General features: G+C 59.8%; 13 protein-coding genes. 11 read left to right on the forward strand and 2 right to left on the reverse strand.

Annotation, left to right across the window (positions count from 1 at the left end; all coding sequences use genetic code 11):
* Positions 1-55: 55 nt before the first annotated feature.
* Together K6T12_RS16195 and paaX are read right to left on the reverse strand one after the other, a co-directional pair.
* Complete coding sequence (locus K6T12_RS16195) at positions 56-1,369, reverse strand: NAD(P)-binding protein (protein WP_222223909.1); 1,314 nt, start codon at positions 1,367-1,369, stop codon at positions 56-58.
* A gap of 103 nt (positions 1,370-1,472) precedes the next feature.
* The gene (paaX, locus tag K6T12_RS16200) at positions 1,473-2,393 is read right to left on the reverse strand and encodes a phenylacetic acid degradation operon negative regulatory protein PaaX (protein ID WP_222223910.1); all 921 of its coding nucleotides are present in this window, start codon (positions 2,391-2,393) and stop codon (positions 1,473-1,475) included.
* A gap of 295 nt (positions 2,394-2,688) precedes the next feature.
* On the opposite strand from paaX, the gene K6T12_RS16205 reads away from it, so the two are divergent.
* The 11 genes from K6T12_RS16205 (at position 2,689) to fahA (ending at position 14,145) form a co-directional block, all read left to right on the forward strand.
* Positions 2,689-3,471, forward strand: coding sequence for a Phenylacetic acid catabolic protein (locus K6T12_RS16205; RefSeq protein WP_222223911.1), 783 nt, complete (start codon positions 2,689-2,691; stop codon positions 3,469-3,471).
* Positions 3,472-3,496: 25 nt separating this feature from the next.
* On the forward strand, positions 3,497-3,892 hold the full coding sequence (locus tag K6T12_RS16210) for a hypothetical protein (RefSeq protein ID WP_222223912.1): 396 nt from the start codon (positions 3,497-3,499) through the stop codon (positions 3,890-3,892).
* Between the two features lie 556 nt (positions 3,893-4,448).
* Positions 4,449-5,474, forward strand: a complete 1,026-nt coding sequence (locus tag K6T12_RS16215; RefSeq protein WP_222223913.1) for a TRAP transporter substrate-binding protein — start codon at positions 4,449-4,451, stop codon at positions 5,472-5,474.
* Between the two features lie 11 nt (positions 5,475-5,485).
* Positions 5,486-6,001, forward strand: a complete 516-nt coding sequence (locus K6T12_RS16220) for a TRAP transporter small permease (protein WP_222223914.1) — start codon at positions 5,486-5,488, stop codon at positions 5,999-6,001.
* Positions 6,002-6,031: 30 nt separating this feature from the next.
* Positions 6,032-7,360, forward strand: a complete 1,329-nt coding sequence (locus tag K6T12_RS16225; RefSeq protein ID WP_222223915.1) for a TRAP transporter large permease — start codon at positions 6,032-6,034, stop codon at positions 7,358-7,360.
* 82 nt (positions 7,361-7,442) lie between these two features.
* Entirely contained in the window at positions 7,443-7,928 is a 486-nt protein-coding gene (locus tag K6T12_RS16230) for a universal stress protein (protein ID WP_222223916.1), read from the forward strand.
* Positions 7,929-8,195: 267 nt separating this feature from the next.
* Positions 8,196-9,158: an MBL fold metallo-hydrolase gene (locus K6T12_RS16235; RefSeq protein WP_222223917.1), complete on the forward strand. Its 963-nt coding sequence runs from the start codon at positions 8,196-8,198 to the stop codon at positions 9,156-9,158.
* 228 nt (positions 9,159-9,386) lie between these two features.
* Positions 9,387-10,301 (forward strand): LysR family transcriptional regulator, encoded by a 915-nt coding sequence (locus K6T12_RS16240; RefSeq protein WP_222223918.1) that lies wholly within the window; start codon positions 9,387-9,389, stop codon positions 10,299-10,301.
* A 269-nt stretch (positions 10,302-10,570) separates the two neighbouring features.
* Positions 10,571-12,247: an FAD-dependent oxidoreductase gene (locus tag K6T12_RS16245; protein WP_222223919.1), complete on the forward strand. Its 1,677-nt coding sequence runs from the start codon at positions 10,571-10,573 to the stop codon at positions 12,245-12,247.
* A gap of 24 nt (positions 12,248-12,271) precedes the next feature.
* Positions 12,272-12,475 carry a DUF2783 domain-containing protein gene (locus K6T12_RS16250; protein WP_222223920.1) on the forward strand — a complete coding sequence of 68 codons (204 nt, stop codon included), beginning with the start codon at positions 12,272-12,274 and terminating at the stop codon, positions 12,473-12,475.
* Between the two features lie 353 nt (positions 12,476-12,828).
* Entirely contained in the window at positions 12,829-14,145 is a 1,317-nt protein-coding gene (fahA, locus tag K6T12_RS16255) for a fumarylacetoacetase (protein WP_222223921.1), read from the forward strand.
* The last annotated feature ends 6 nt before the right edge of the window (positions 14,146-14,151 follow it).

A 14,151-nucleotide genomic window follows, 5' to 3' on the forward strand; every position in this document is an offset into this window, starting at 1 on the left:
TGAAACTGAACAGGGCCGCGATGCGGCCCTGTGATGGTAGATACGGGCCTGCGGCTTAATCGAGCAGCGCCAGCATCTCGTCGATACGGTTGAACTTCTCGCGTGGCTTGCCGTTCTCGGCGCGCGCCACTTCGGCCTGGTTGATCACCTGCCATTGCTCGAACGAGACCTGTTTGACGCCGCGCTGCTGCAGCAGGCTGTCGATGGTGCCATAGCCGCCACGCTCGCCGGCCGGCGGGTTGGCTTCCAGGTCGGCGATGATCTGCTTGGCCACCGCCATCGAGTCGCTGCGGTTGGCCGGGATGACCCCCTGCGGGCCGCGCTTGCACCAGCCGGCGGTGTAGACGCCCGGTTCGACGACGCCGTCCTGGTTCTGGATGATGCCGCGCTGCTGGTCGAACGGCATGCCGTCGATCGCTTCGCTGCGGTAGCCGATCGCCGGAATCACGGTCTGAACCTCCAGCTCGAAGGTTTCGCCGGTCGGCTGGGCACGGCCGTCGACCACCTGGTTCTTCTCCAGCCGCAGGCTGCTGACCTTGCCGTTGTCGCCGAGGATCTCCAGCGGCGAAGCGCAGAACATCAGGTGCAGGCGGACCGGCTTGCTGTCGGCATCGTTGCTGGTATAGCTGCGCAGGGTGTCGAGGTTCTTCTCGATGGTGCGGGCAGCTTTCGGGTCCAGCCCCTCCGGCAGGCTGTCCGGCAGTTGGGCCGGATCGACCAGTGCCACGCAGCGCTCCAGTTCGCCGAACTCGCTCAGCTCGGCATTGGTGAAGCTGGCTTCCAGCGGGCCGCGTCGACCGATCAGGTAGATATCCTGAACCGGTGAAGCCGCGATCGACTGCTGGGCGGCGGCGGTGATATCGGAGCTATCCATCTCGGCGGAGGACTTGGCCAGTACGCGGGCGATATCCAGCGCCACGTTGCCGTTGCCGATGATGGCGATGCCGCGGCTGTTCAAATTCGGAGCCAGGTCGGCCTTGTCCGGGTGGCCGTTGTACCAGGCGACGAACTCGCCGGAGCCGTACACGCCGGTCAACTCTTCGCCGGGAATGCCGAGTTTGCGGTCGCAGAGCGCGCCGATGGTCAGGGCGACCACGTCATAGCTGGCCTTCAACTCCTCGTAGCTGAGGTCCTGGCCGATGTTGACGTTGCCGACGAAGCGTACATTGTCGCGTTCGAAGGTTCGCTCGAACTGGCGCACGATGTTCTTGGTGCCCTGATGGTCGGGCGCCACGCCGGCGCGAACCAGGCCGAACGGAGTCGGCAGGCGATCAAAGATGTCAACCTGGGCATCGGCCACTTTCTTGGACAGCATATCGGCGATGTAGCAGCCGGACGGGCCACTGCCCACAATTGCGATATTGATCATCTCTAGGTCTCCAGACGTTGCCTGCACCGGCGCAGCGGTGCGTTGTTATTGTCGTTCGGTGCGGTGCATGGCAGCGGCGGGGAGCAGCGTCGCGACCATGGGATTACAGCCCACCAAAGCGCTTGTAAAAACGGGGAGCCGGTTCCGGCAGGGCGCCGTCCGCGGTCTCCTGGGTTTGCGTCAGGTGTTGCTCCGCCCGGGCCTGAATCAGCCGGTAGATATTCCGGCACAGGATTCGGGCGGAGGTACCGGCCCAGTCGGCCGGCAACAGTTTTTCCGGTAGCAGCGGATCGCGCAGCAGCACTCGGCGATAGTGATGGATCAGCAGCGTGCGCAGCTGGAAACACTGTTCAGGGGCCAGCGCGTCGGTGCTTTCCACCGCCCGCAGAATCGGCCGGAACTGGTCCAGGAAGGCCTGATAGTCTTCCGCCAGCTGCTGCAGGTTCCAGCACTCGTGTACCAGCTGCTTCAGCGGCGTCGAGGTCTGGCTGCCGACCAGTTGCGACTTCATATGGATGGTGTCGCCGGTCACGCAGAGATCCTGCAGGGTGTTGTTGACCTCCTGCATGTCGGCCATCGGGTGAGCCATCACCCCCGGCGCGATATTGCCGAAGCCCTGCCATTCCAGTTCTTTCTTGACCACCTTGCGCAGCTCGTTGTCGAGCTGGGTGGTAATCACCATATCCCACTGGCCGTCCCACTCCGGGTAGAGCTCGGCATAGATCCGCTTGAAGGCGCTCTCGAACCGGCGCCGGCCGGTATCGGTCAGGCTGTAATAGCTGCGCCGGCCCACCTGGGTCGAGGTCAGCCAGCCCTCCTTGGTCAGCCGGAATATCGAGGTCCTTACCAGTCGCTGGTTGAGGCCCAGCGGTTCAAGCAGTTTTATCAGGCTGCCGAGCCAGACGGTGCCGCCGCGCGGCGAGATCGCATCACCGTAGATGGTGATGATCAGTGAGCCGCCACGAATTGGGCGTTGTGCCTGGAACTCTTCGACGAGCTCTTCTATACAACGGAGTCTGGTCATTAAAACTGTAACACGTTGGTGTTGATGGGACTCGCACATCGGACCGTACCGTCGGAGAGGTCCGCAAGTAGCGCGAATTCTACGGACAATCGACTATACCGGCAACTTGGCCGGGCTGGGCGTTGATTGCCGAGCGCTACCACCAAACAGTTGACATGGAAGGAATGATACACTAATTTTGATCTCGGCGTCGAATTTTGTGTCACATAAAGCGCAGGATTGGGAGAGCGGCGCTAATTAGGTTTGCCTTAATAAATAGTGCGATTTCTCGAACTTAGATCGGAGATAACGGTTTATGAAGACCTACGACAAAGGTGACAAGCTGCCAGAACACTACAAAGAGTGTCTGATCAACCTGATGACTTTCCAGGCTGACTCCGAGTACGCCGGTGCTCAGCGAGTTGCAGAAAACCATCGTTTCGCGCCGCGTCCGGAAGAAGCTTACCGCCTGTCCAAGAAAGTAATGGAAGAGATGGGTCACGGTTACTACATCTGGAACCTGCTGCGCGATCTGGATGTGGACGTTGACGCCCGTCTGCACGAGCTGGCTTCCAACCCGGAAAACCCGGATCCGAAGAAAGTAAACGTGATCAACGGTTTCCGTAAGGAAAACTGGTCTGCGTTCTTCGAGTGCTGGGAAGACGTGGCACTGTTCTCCACCGTGGTAACGCCGGCGGCGGTGGCCTTCCTGGGGCAGTACCGCGAGTGTTCCTACCTGCCGTGGGCACGCGTAAACGTACGTATCCACAAGGAAGAGCACGGTCACCTGGCATTCGGTGTCTGGGCGTCCAAGCGTTGCATCGAGTTCGGTGGCGAAAAGACCCGTGAATTCATGCAGCAGCGTATTCCGAAATTCATGCAGATGGGGCTGGGCTTTTACGGTCGTCCGTCCAAGGGCGACAAGAAGTCCGAGATGTTCGATGTCTACCATGAATACGGCCTGAAGGTGAAAACACCGGAAGAGCTGCAGGCTGAATACCTGGAGCTGCTGGAAGACCGTCTGGGCGATATCGGCTTCGAACTGCCGCAGGGCGTTGAAGCGGACTACGATATGCGTATCGGTTACGGCGTAGAGTAACTATATAGATAAAGGAGTACCCACTATGATCGTTCCATCTCCGGATAAGCTGGTCGAAGCCAATGCCAGTGTGCTTGCCAAGTTCGGTTACGAGCCTTTTGGCGGGGCCGAAGAGGATTGGTCGGGTATGTGGGCGCTGCTGAAGGGGGACTTCGCGTCAGCGGAGTTCCCTGATGTGCCTGATTATGCCGACCTGACGCTTTCCCAGCAGGAAGCGGCCAAAATCTACATGCGTCGCCGCCTGATCGCCGACCGGTTCTTTGAAGAGTGTCGCATGATCCAGGCCGATCTCTATAAAGGTATCGATACCGAACAGGTGGAGCGCTATACCCTGGCGCGTGATGCCTATGAAGACAGCGTGAACCATTTCGGCGAAGCGCGTGAGAAGGTCGCCAGCGTGCTGCGAGGCATCTACTGGTGATCTGCTGACAGTTTTGCTCCGAGGCTTGCCGTTGCCGGCCTCGGAGCGTCAGCCTTTTTTATCAGCCTGTCAGGCCAATCCTTTCCCTTAAACAGATGATTGCCAGCTGTCAGGTTGGACCGTCGTTACTGTTCTTGTGCTCCGTGGAGCGGCCGTTCGGCGATTGAAGCTGGATGGCAGTTGACTTTCTGTATTGTCATTAAGATGTTAACTAAAAACAGTGCAGAATGCTGTCGATGGTCTACCTTTTCCAAATGGGAAATAATCTTGTGATGCATCCTGCAGTTATTCGCCCAGGCAAATACGCTATGGTTTGACCTTGATCAATTTATGGCTATTGCGATTTGTTCTTGTGCAAGATCATCATGAATTGATACAAATAACGACCAAAGCATTAGCTGTTTTGTAGCACGAGTTGAGTTAAGGTCTGCCCGGAAGGCAGATCGAGGGTGCGGACCGCCGCCGGCGGGATGGCCCACCGACACCATAAAAACAACAGATAACAACAGATGTCCGCGTGGATTGCGCGTGTCCTACAAGCCAGGAGAAGAAACCAATGATAAGAAGAACCTTCCTGAAAACCGCTGCCGCTGTATCCCTGGGGTTGACCCTGTCTGCTGGTGCGATGGCGGATAGCGTCATGCGCGTTGCCAGCTGGCTGCCGCCGACCCACCCGCAGAACGCGGTGGTCTTCCCGACCTGGGGTAAATGGATCGAGGAAGCGACCGAGGGCCGCGTCAAGCTGGAGATCGAATACGGCATGGGCCACCCGAAGACCATGTTCGAGCTGGTCGAAGATGGGGTGGTGGATGCCAGCTGGAGTTTCCACGGTTATGTTCCGGGTCGTTTCAAGCTGACCCAGGCGGTTGAGCAGCCGCTGCTGGGCGCTGACGCCGAAGCGGCATCGGTGGCGCACTGGCGGGTCAACGAAAAGTACTTCGCCAAGGCCAACGAGCACGACGGCCTGGTGCTGGCGGCGCTGTTCACCCACGGTCCGGGCCAGATCCACATGGCCCAGCCGATCAACTCGCTGGCAGATCTGAACGGCAAGAAAATCCGCCTGGGCGGCGGTGTCCAGGGTGTGATCGGCGAGCGGCTGCACGTCACTGCAGTGGGTGCGCCGGCACCGAAGGTCTACGAGATGATGCAGCAGGGGGTGATCGATGGCGTGTTCATCCCGATGGGCGAGCAGAAGACCCTGCGCCTGAACGAGGTGGCCCGCAACGTGGTCGCACTGCCGGGCGGCATGTACCTGGGTAGCTTCTCGATCTTCATCAACCCGGACTTCCTGGACAGCCTGAGCGAGAAAGACCGCCAGGCGGTGATGAGCGTCTCCGGCGAGAAACTGTCTGCCCTGGCCGGTCGTGCCTGGGACGAGGGTGACAAGGCCGGTTACGAGGCCGCCAAGGAAGCGGGCGTTAACGTCATGATGGTTGGCGAGAACGATCCGATCGCGAAAGAGTTCCGTGAAGTGGCCAAAGGCATGGATGACGCCTGGATCGAGAGCGTTGCCGACCGTGGCGTCGATGCGAAAGCGGCTCTGGAAGAGCTGCGCTCCATCGCACGCAACTACGGTGAGTAAGGAGTCTCCGTATGGCGTTTAGTGCCTGGCTGACAGCGCACTACGAAGAGAAGGGGCCGGTCAAGTGGCTGGCCTTTTCTCTGGAGTTGGTGGCTGCGGTAACCCTGTTCCTGCTGATGTTGCTGACCTGTGCAGACGTAATCGGCCGTTACTTCTTCGATAACTCGGTCGATGGCACGACCGAATTGACCGAGATCGGCATCGCGATTCTGATCTTTGCCGAGATGCCGGTCATCACCTGGCGCGGTGGTCATGTGGTGGTCGACGTGCTCGATCGCATGTTGGGCAGCACGATGCTGAAAGTGCTCGGGCTGCTGTCGGCATTCCTGATCTCCACGTCGCTCTATTTTCTGGCCGTGCGCATCTATGAACTTGCGGAGCGTTCGTTGCGCCGTGAAGAGGTCACCGAATACCTGCTGATTCCGGTTGGCCTGGTGGTTCAGTACATCGCGGTGATGAGCTGGATCACGGCCGGCGCCATGATCACCTATGGCGTCTACCGGCTGCTGTTCGCGTCTGACGATTAAAACGATAACAACGCTACAGGTATTTTCAGTATGACAACTGCGTTGATCGGCTTTGGGATTCTGCTAATCCTGATCGTGGTGGTACGGATCCCGATCGCATTTTCCATGGGGATCGTCGGTTTCTTCGGTTTTGCCGCGACCATGGGGCTGACTTTTGACAATATTGGCGACTTTCGCTGGACCGGCCCACTGTCGATGGCCGCCAAGCGGGTGGTGGACACCGCGCAGGAGTATGGCCTGTCGGTGATTCCGCTGTTCATCCTGATGGGCAACCTGGTCACCAAATCCGGGCTGTCCCACGAGCTTTACCGGGCATCCAATGCATTTCTCGGCCACCGCAAAGGCGGCCTGTCGATGGCCACGGTGGTCGCCTGCGGTGGCTTCTCGGCGATCTGCGGTTCCAGCCTGGCGACCTCGGCCACCATGGCCAAGGTGGCGATGCCGCCGATGCGTAAATACGGCTATGCCGATTCGCTGGCTACCGCTTCGATCGCCGCCGGCGGTACTCTGGGGATCCTGATCCCGCCCAGCGTGATCCTGGTGATCTACGGCCTTCTGACCGAAACCAGTATCCGTGAACTGTTTGCAGCCGGCTTTATCCCTGGGTTCCTCGGCATCCTGCTGTACCTGGCGGCGGTGCGCTACGTGGTCTGGCGTAACCCGGAAGCCGGTCCCTGCGGCGAGAAGCTGGACTGGCCGGAGCGTATGCAGGCGCTGAGAGGCGTCTGGGGGGTACTGATCCTGTTCACTGTGGTGATGGGCGGTATCTACCTGGGGATCTTCACGCCGACCGAAGCGGCCGGTATCGGGGCCGGCGGTGCCTTCGTGATTGCACTGTCGCGTAAGACGCTGACCTTCAGTAGCCTGTTCGACATTCTGACCGACACCGCCCGTACCTCGGCGATGCTGTTCTCGGTGTTGATCGGCGCGCTGATCTTCTCCAACTTCATCAACCGTGCAGGGCTGCCGGCAGATCTATTGGAGTTCGTCACCGGCCTGAATGTGTCGCCGATGATGGTGATCTTCGCGATCCTGCTGATCTACATCGTGCTGGGGATGGTGTTCGAGAGCCTGTCGATGATGCTGCTGACGGTGCCGATCTTCTTCCCGCTGGTGCAGAGCCTGGGCTTCGACCTGGTTTGGTTCGGCATCGTGGTGGTGGTGGTGACCGAGATCAGCCTGATCACCCCGCCGGTGGGTATGAACGTGTTCGTGCTCAGCGCGGTGCTCAGGGATATCAAGGCATCGACCATTTTCAAGGGGGTGACCCCGTTCTGGTGCGCGGATATCGTCCGGCTGCTGCTGATTACGCTGATCGCACCGATCTCGCTGATCCTGCCGGAACTGCTGTACCGATAACAACCTTTTAAAAGAGCCCGCGACGGGCTCTTTGTTTTTTCCGCTCTGCCGACCGTCTTCAGGTCGGCGAAGGAGTCTGATCATGCTGCCTGACGTTAACAAGATACTGTATGCCTCGGATATCGAGCAGGGCTCGCGGCCGGCCTTTCGTGCCGCTGTCAGCCTGGCCGGCCATTACGATGCCGAGGTCACCTTTCTGCACGTGATTGAGCCGCTCAGCGCCACGGCGCAGAGTATCGTCAAGACGATGATGAACGACGAATCGCTGCACGAGCTGCACGATGCCAGCGTCGATAACCTGCGTAAGAAGCTGATGGAGCGGATAGACCGCTTCTGTGAGAGCGAGCTGGATGACGGTGAAAAGATGCGCGAGGACCAGATCGTCGCCCGGGTGGAAGAAGGGGTTGCCGACCGGGTAATCCTGAAAGTGGCCGAGGAGATCGACGCCGACGTGATCGTCATGGGGACTCGCACCCATACCGCGATGGGCCAGTTCCTGCTGGGCTCGACTGCCAACAAGGTGATGCATCAGTCGAAACGGCCGGTGCTGATCGTGCCGTTGAAATAACGCCGGGGTCGTTGCCGTGTGCTTTTTGATGGGTGTCCAGCAGCTATTGGCCCGTATATGGCATGAATAACCAGTTTTTTGCTTCTATTATGGAAATAATGTTGTTCGTCTGAGGCGGGTTATCCGGTCGGATGGATTCGGTATCTTGGTGTTACCCGGGTATTGGCGTTACCGGTAACCACCAGCTGCCAGCCGCGCAGTGCGTCCTTACCCCTCTATGCTGTCTCTGCGGACATAATCAGAATCTAGTAATTATAGGAAAACAACATGGCGAAGAAGCCCTTTGCGTCCTCGGCGGACCTCGGTGTAAAAACCGAAACTCTGGAAATCCTGGGTGATGGTATCTATGCCCTGACGGCGGAAGGTGACCCCAACATCGGTGCGGTGGAAGGGGAGGACTTTATCGTCGCCTTCGAAGCCCGTGCGACGCCGAAAGCTGCCAGCGACTGGCTGGAGAGACTGCGCGAGCACACCGACAAGCCGATCAAGTACCTGGTGCTGTCCCACTACCACGCCGTACGGGTGCTGGGTGCCTCCGCGTTCAACGCCGAGTCGATCATCGCCCATGAGAAGACCAAGTTCCTGATCGAAGAGCGGGGCATGCAGGACTGGGCCAGCGAATATGGCCGTATGCCGCGCCTGTTCCGCGAACCGGACGGTATTCCGGGACTGACCCATCCGGACATCGTGTTCAACGACCGGCTGGAGATTCCGCTGGGCGGTGATCGTGGAAACCTGGTGCTGGAATACTGCGGCCGTGGCCACACTGCCGGCGATATCTGCGCCTGGATTCCGAAACAGAAAGTACTGTTCGCCGGCGATCTGGTCGAGGCGGAAGCGGCGCTTTACACCGGCGATGCGTTCCATTTCGACTGGGCCAGCAACACCCTGGACAAGGTCAAGGCCTATGAGGCGGAAGTGCTGGTCGGCGGCCGTGGTGCGGTCGCCCGTGGCCGAGAGGAGGTCGATGCGGCGATCGAGCAGACCCGTGGCTTCCTGAACGGCATGATCGAGAAGGTCGGTGAAGTACACAAGCGTGGCGGTACGCTGAAGGAGGCGTTCGAAGCGACTCACGAGCACCTGGCGCCGAAGTTCGGCATGTGGCCGATCTTCGAGCACTGCCTGCCGTTCGACGTGCAGCGCCTGTGGGACGAGTTCGAAGGTGTCGACTGGCCGCGTATCTGGACCGCCGAGCGGGACCAGGAGGTTTGGGATCAGCTGCAGGACTGAGTCTGAACCCTGCGCATGCGGCCGTCTGAAGCCTTGGCGGCCGCCTGCCATTGACTTCCATTACCCGCCGGTCGCAGGACCGGCGGGTAATTTGCTATCTGGCCTGGCGAAAATGTATGCCGACGTCGGTTACGCGGCAGCCTGCAGAGCGACCGATATGACCGGCCGGCGGCGTTGTCCGCATTATCGGGTCTGGTGAACCAACGACAACAATCAACCGGAGTGGCTATGGATGTTTTATCGGCGATGGGCGTGTTCGTCCGGGTGGTCGAGTTGAAGAGTTTTTCGCTGGCGGCCACCGAACTGGGGATCTCCAGTTCATCGGTCAGCAAGCAGATCTCCCATCTGGAGAAGCATGTTGGGGCCCGTCTGCTGCAGCGTACCACCCGACGGCTCAGTGTCACCGAGGTTGGCGCGGTCTACTACGACAAGTGTGTGCGCATCCTGTCGGACGTGGAGCAGGCGGAGGACCTGGTTTCCCAGCTGCAGGGGCAGGCGCGCGGGGTGCTGCGGATCAACTGCAACATGACCTTCGGCCAGATTCAGCTGTCCAAGGCGATTCCCGAGTTCATGCAGCAGTTTCCCGATATCCAGGTGGACGTGACCCTCGATGACCGTCCGCCCGATCTGATCCGCGACGGCTTTGATCTGGCGATCCGCATCGCCGATCCTCAATTGCCCGATTCCAGCCTGATCGCCCGCGAAATCTCGTCTATCCCTATGTATATCTGCGCCACGCCGACCTATTTGGAACAAAACGGCTGGCCCAGCTGTGCCGAGGACCTGAAGCACCACAACTGCCTGGTGTTCGTGCATGCTGCCAATGCCAACCAGTGGACCCTGGAGCGCAACGGTCAGCGCTGCACTGTGCAGGTGGAAGGCGATATGAAGGCCAACAACAGCCTGGTGGTGCGCGAATCGGTACTGGCCCATCGCGGTATCGGCAACCTGGCCGATTTCGTGATCGCCCGCTTTGTCGCCTCCGGCGACCTGGTGCAGGTATTTCCGGACCACCAGCCCGAACGGCTGTCGATCTTCGCCGTTTATCCCGACCGAAAGTACGTCTCGCCCAAGGTCAGCCACTTCATGGAGTTCTTCAAGGATTGGCTGGAGCGCAATATGAAGCGGGACCTGTGGCTCTGAAGGCAGGTTAATTTTTCGATACGTTCGTTAATGCCGGTAGGGTCGCGCCCAGGTGTTAACCCGCTTTGGGCGACATATTTGAGGTTAACTGGCTGAAATATAAGAAGAAGTATGTTTTAGCCAGCAAGAAGGCGTGACTGCTTTCTTTCTCTTCGAGAAATAATGTTGTTCGGCGCTGCTGGATTATCGATCAGCGTAGATACTTTATCTTAGAACCCGTTGAGGCTGTCCACTGACTGAATCGATAACAAGAACACGAGTGCCAAGCGATGCTGAACACATACACTTTTCCAGAATTTGATTATGTCCGCTCTGCGGACCAGGATGCACAACAGCCGGTGAAACATCCGGTGGTTGTGATCGGTGCGGGCCCGATCGGGATGGCTGCGGCCATCGACCTTGCCATCCATGATGTGCCGGTGGTGGTGCTGGATGACAACAACACCGTTTCCGTTGGCTCCCGCGCGGTCTGCTACGCCAAGCGGTTCCTCGATATCTCCGACCGGCTGGGCGTTGGCCAGCGGCTGGTCGACAAGGGTGTGACCTGGAACGTCGGCAAGGTGTTCTTCGAGAGCGAGCAGATCTACAGCTTCAACATGCTGCCGGAAGAGCACCACCGTCGTCCGGGCTTCATCAACCTGCAGCAGTACTACCTCGAAGAGTACATGGTCGACCGGATCAACGAGCTGGACAAGGCCGACCTGCGCTGGAAGAACAAGCTGGTAGCAATCGAACAGGGCGACGACGAGGTCACCCTGACGGTGGAGACCCCGGAAGGTCCCTATACCATCAAGGCCGACTACGTGATCGCCTGTGATGGTGCCAACTCCAAGACCCGCGAAATGTGCGGCCTGGAATCCAAGGGCCAGATCTTCCACGACCGCTTCCTGATCGCCGACGTGGTGATGGATCCGAAGAAATTCCCGCCGGAGCGCTGGTTCTGGTTCAACCCGCCGTTCCACAAGGGCCAGTCCACGCTGTTGCACCGCCAGGCGGACAACGTATGGCGAATCGACTTCGACCTGGGTTGGGATGCCGATCCGGAAGAGGAGAAAAAGCCGGAAAACATCATCCCGCGGGTGCGTGCCTTCCTCGGCCAGGATGTCGAGTTCGAGCTGGAGTGGGCGTCGGTCTACACCTTCACCTGCCGCCGGATGGACGAGTTCCGTCAGGGCCGGATCTTCTTCGCCGGTGACGCGGCCCACCAGGTATCGCCGTTCGGTGCCCGGGGTGCCAACTCCGGTATCGAGGATACCGACAACCTGACCTGGAAACTGAAGCTGGTGATGGACGGCCAGGCGCCGGCCAGCCTGCTGGACAGCTACTCCGAAGAGCGTACCTTCGCGGCGGACGAGAACATCCTCAACTCGACCCGCAGTACCGACTTCATCACGCCGAAAAACGAAGCCAGCCGCACCTTCCGTGACGCGGTGCTGAAACTGGCCAAGGACTATACCTTTGCCCGTCCGCTGGTCAACAGTGGTCGTCTGTCGGTGCCGCCGTTCCTGACCGAGTCGCCGCTCAACACTGCCGATCGCGACCGCTTCGACTGCAAGGTGGTGCCGGGTGCGCCCTGCACCGACGGCCCGGTCATGCGCGATGGCAAAGACGACTTCCTGCTGACCTGCCTGGGTAACCGGTTCAACGGCGTGCTGTTTGTCGAAAACCGTACCGATCTGGATAAAGAGACCCTGGCGGCACTGGCGGAGTTGGCCCAGCAGCCGGTGCCGGTCAACACTTTCCTGATCGCCAGCCATGAGATGGACCTGGCGCTGCCGGAAGGCGTCGAGTTGCTGGTCGACAAGTATGGCGTGATCAAGGACCGCCTGGATGCCCGCGCCGGCACCTTCTACCTGACCCGTCCCGATCAGATGGTAACCGCCCGCATGCGTAAGTTCGACAAGGCGGCGGTGGTTGAGGCCCAGAACAAGGCCATGGGCAAGTAACGGATAACAAGAGAGAACAGACCAATGAGCAAACTGATTACTGAGCCGAACCTGCCGCGCCCGGACGATTTTTACCAGGAGCTGACCGACCTGCACCGTGACCTGACCCCGGAGCAGACTGCCGATGTAAACGCCCGGCTGATCCTGCTGCTGAGCAACCATATCGGTGACCAGCAGGTGCTGTCCGAAGCGATGAGAATCGCTCGCGAGCATATCCCGGCCGATTGATGCCAACGGGGTAAAAACGACAGGCCCACCTGAGTGTGGGCCTGTGCCGTTTCTATAGTTTTTATAGTTTCAATAGTTTCGGCGACAGCCACTGCCAAATGGCAGCAGGGTGGAACAGGGTGAAGCCATCCGGCATCGGCTGGAACAGCGCCGAGTAAGAAATCGCCTGTGTCTATCAGGCTGCACTAAGAAAGGTTGTTGCGGGTTGTTGCAACTGTTCGGCGGATTGTTGCGCTGGGCGGCGTTGCAATAGCCGGTAGCAGACAGGACAATGCATCCAGGCCGCCAGCCGCTGTCGACGTGGACCCGAGTGACGCGGTGTGCGGCAAAAAATTATTACAAAGGAGGGCACGATGCCTGTATTGAACGAGACTCATGATCTGACGCTGACCAGCTGGGTCAGCTCTGCCAACGACGCCCAGACCGATTTCCCGATTCAGAACCTGCCGTTTGCGATTTTCCGTCGTCAGGGCAGCGACGAGGCGTTCCGCGGTGGGGTGGCCATCGGTGACCAGATCGTCGACCTCGCCGCTGCCAAAGACAGCGGAGTATTCAACGGGCTGGCCCAGCAGGCGCTGGAAGCCTGCGCAGCTGATGAGCTCAATGCTTTCATGGCGATGGGCAGCGAAGCCTGGTCGGCACTGCGTCTGGCACTGTCCCGCGCACTGCGCAGCGGCGCCGATGCCGAGGCGGCACTGAGCGCCTGCCTGGTGGCCCAGGCCGATGCCGAATACAAGCTGCCGTGCCGGATCGGCGACTACACCGATTTCTACACCTCGGTGCACCACGCCACCAGCGTGGGCAAACTGTTCCGTCCGGACAACCCGCTGCTGCCGAACTACAAATGGGTACCGATCGGTTATCACGGCCGTTCCTCCTCGATCGACGTATCCGGCCAGGCATTCCGTCGTCCGCAGGGCCAGACCAAGGCGCCGGACGCCAGCGAGCCGAGCTTCGGCCCCTGCAAGCGACTGGACTACGAGCTGGAGATCGGTATCTACATCGGCGCCGGCAATGAGCTGGGCGAGCCGATCGCGCTGGATGCCGCCGACGATCACGTATTCGGCCTCTGCCTGTTCAACGACTGGTCGGCACGCGATATCCAGGCCTGGGAATACCAGCCGCTGGGTCCGTTCCTGGCCAAGAACTTCGCCTCCACCGTATCGCCGTGGATCGTCACCACCGAAGCCCTGGCGCCGTACCGTGTCGAGTGGACCCGCGACGCCGCCGATCCGCAGCCGCTGCCGTACCTGGATTCCGCTGCCACCCGCAGTGAAGGGGCCATCGATATCCAGCTGGAAGTGCTGCTGGAAACCGAGCAGATGCGCAACGCCGGAAGCGAGCCGGCCAAGCTGTCCGAGTCCAGCTTCCGCCACTCCTACTGGACCGTCAGCCAGATGGTGGCACACCATACCGTCAACGGCTGTAACCTGCAGCCGGGTGACTTCTTCGGTAGCGGTACCCAGTCCGGTCCGCAGCATGAAGAGGCCGGTTCACTGCTGGAACTGACCGTCGGCGGCAAGCAGCCGATCGAGCTGGCTAATGGCGAAACCCGCACCTTCCTGGACGATGGTGACGCGGTGATCCTGCGTGGCTGGTGCCAGAAAGAGGGTGCCGCCCGGATCGGTTTCGGCGAGTGTAAAGGCCTGGTACTGCCGGCCAAGGGCTGATCCGCA

Source organism: Marinobacterium arenosum (genome assembly GCF_019795155.1).
GTDB classification, from domain to species: Bacteria; Pseudomonadota; Gammaproteobacteria; order Pseudomonadales; family Balneatricaceae; genus Marinobacterium_C; species Marinobacterium_C arenosum.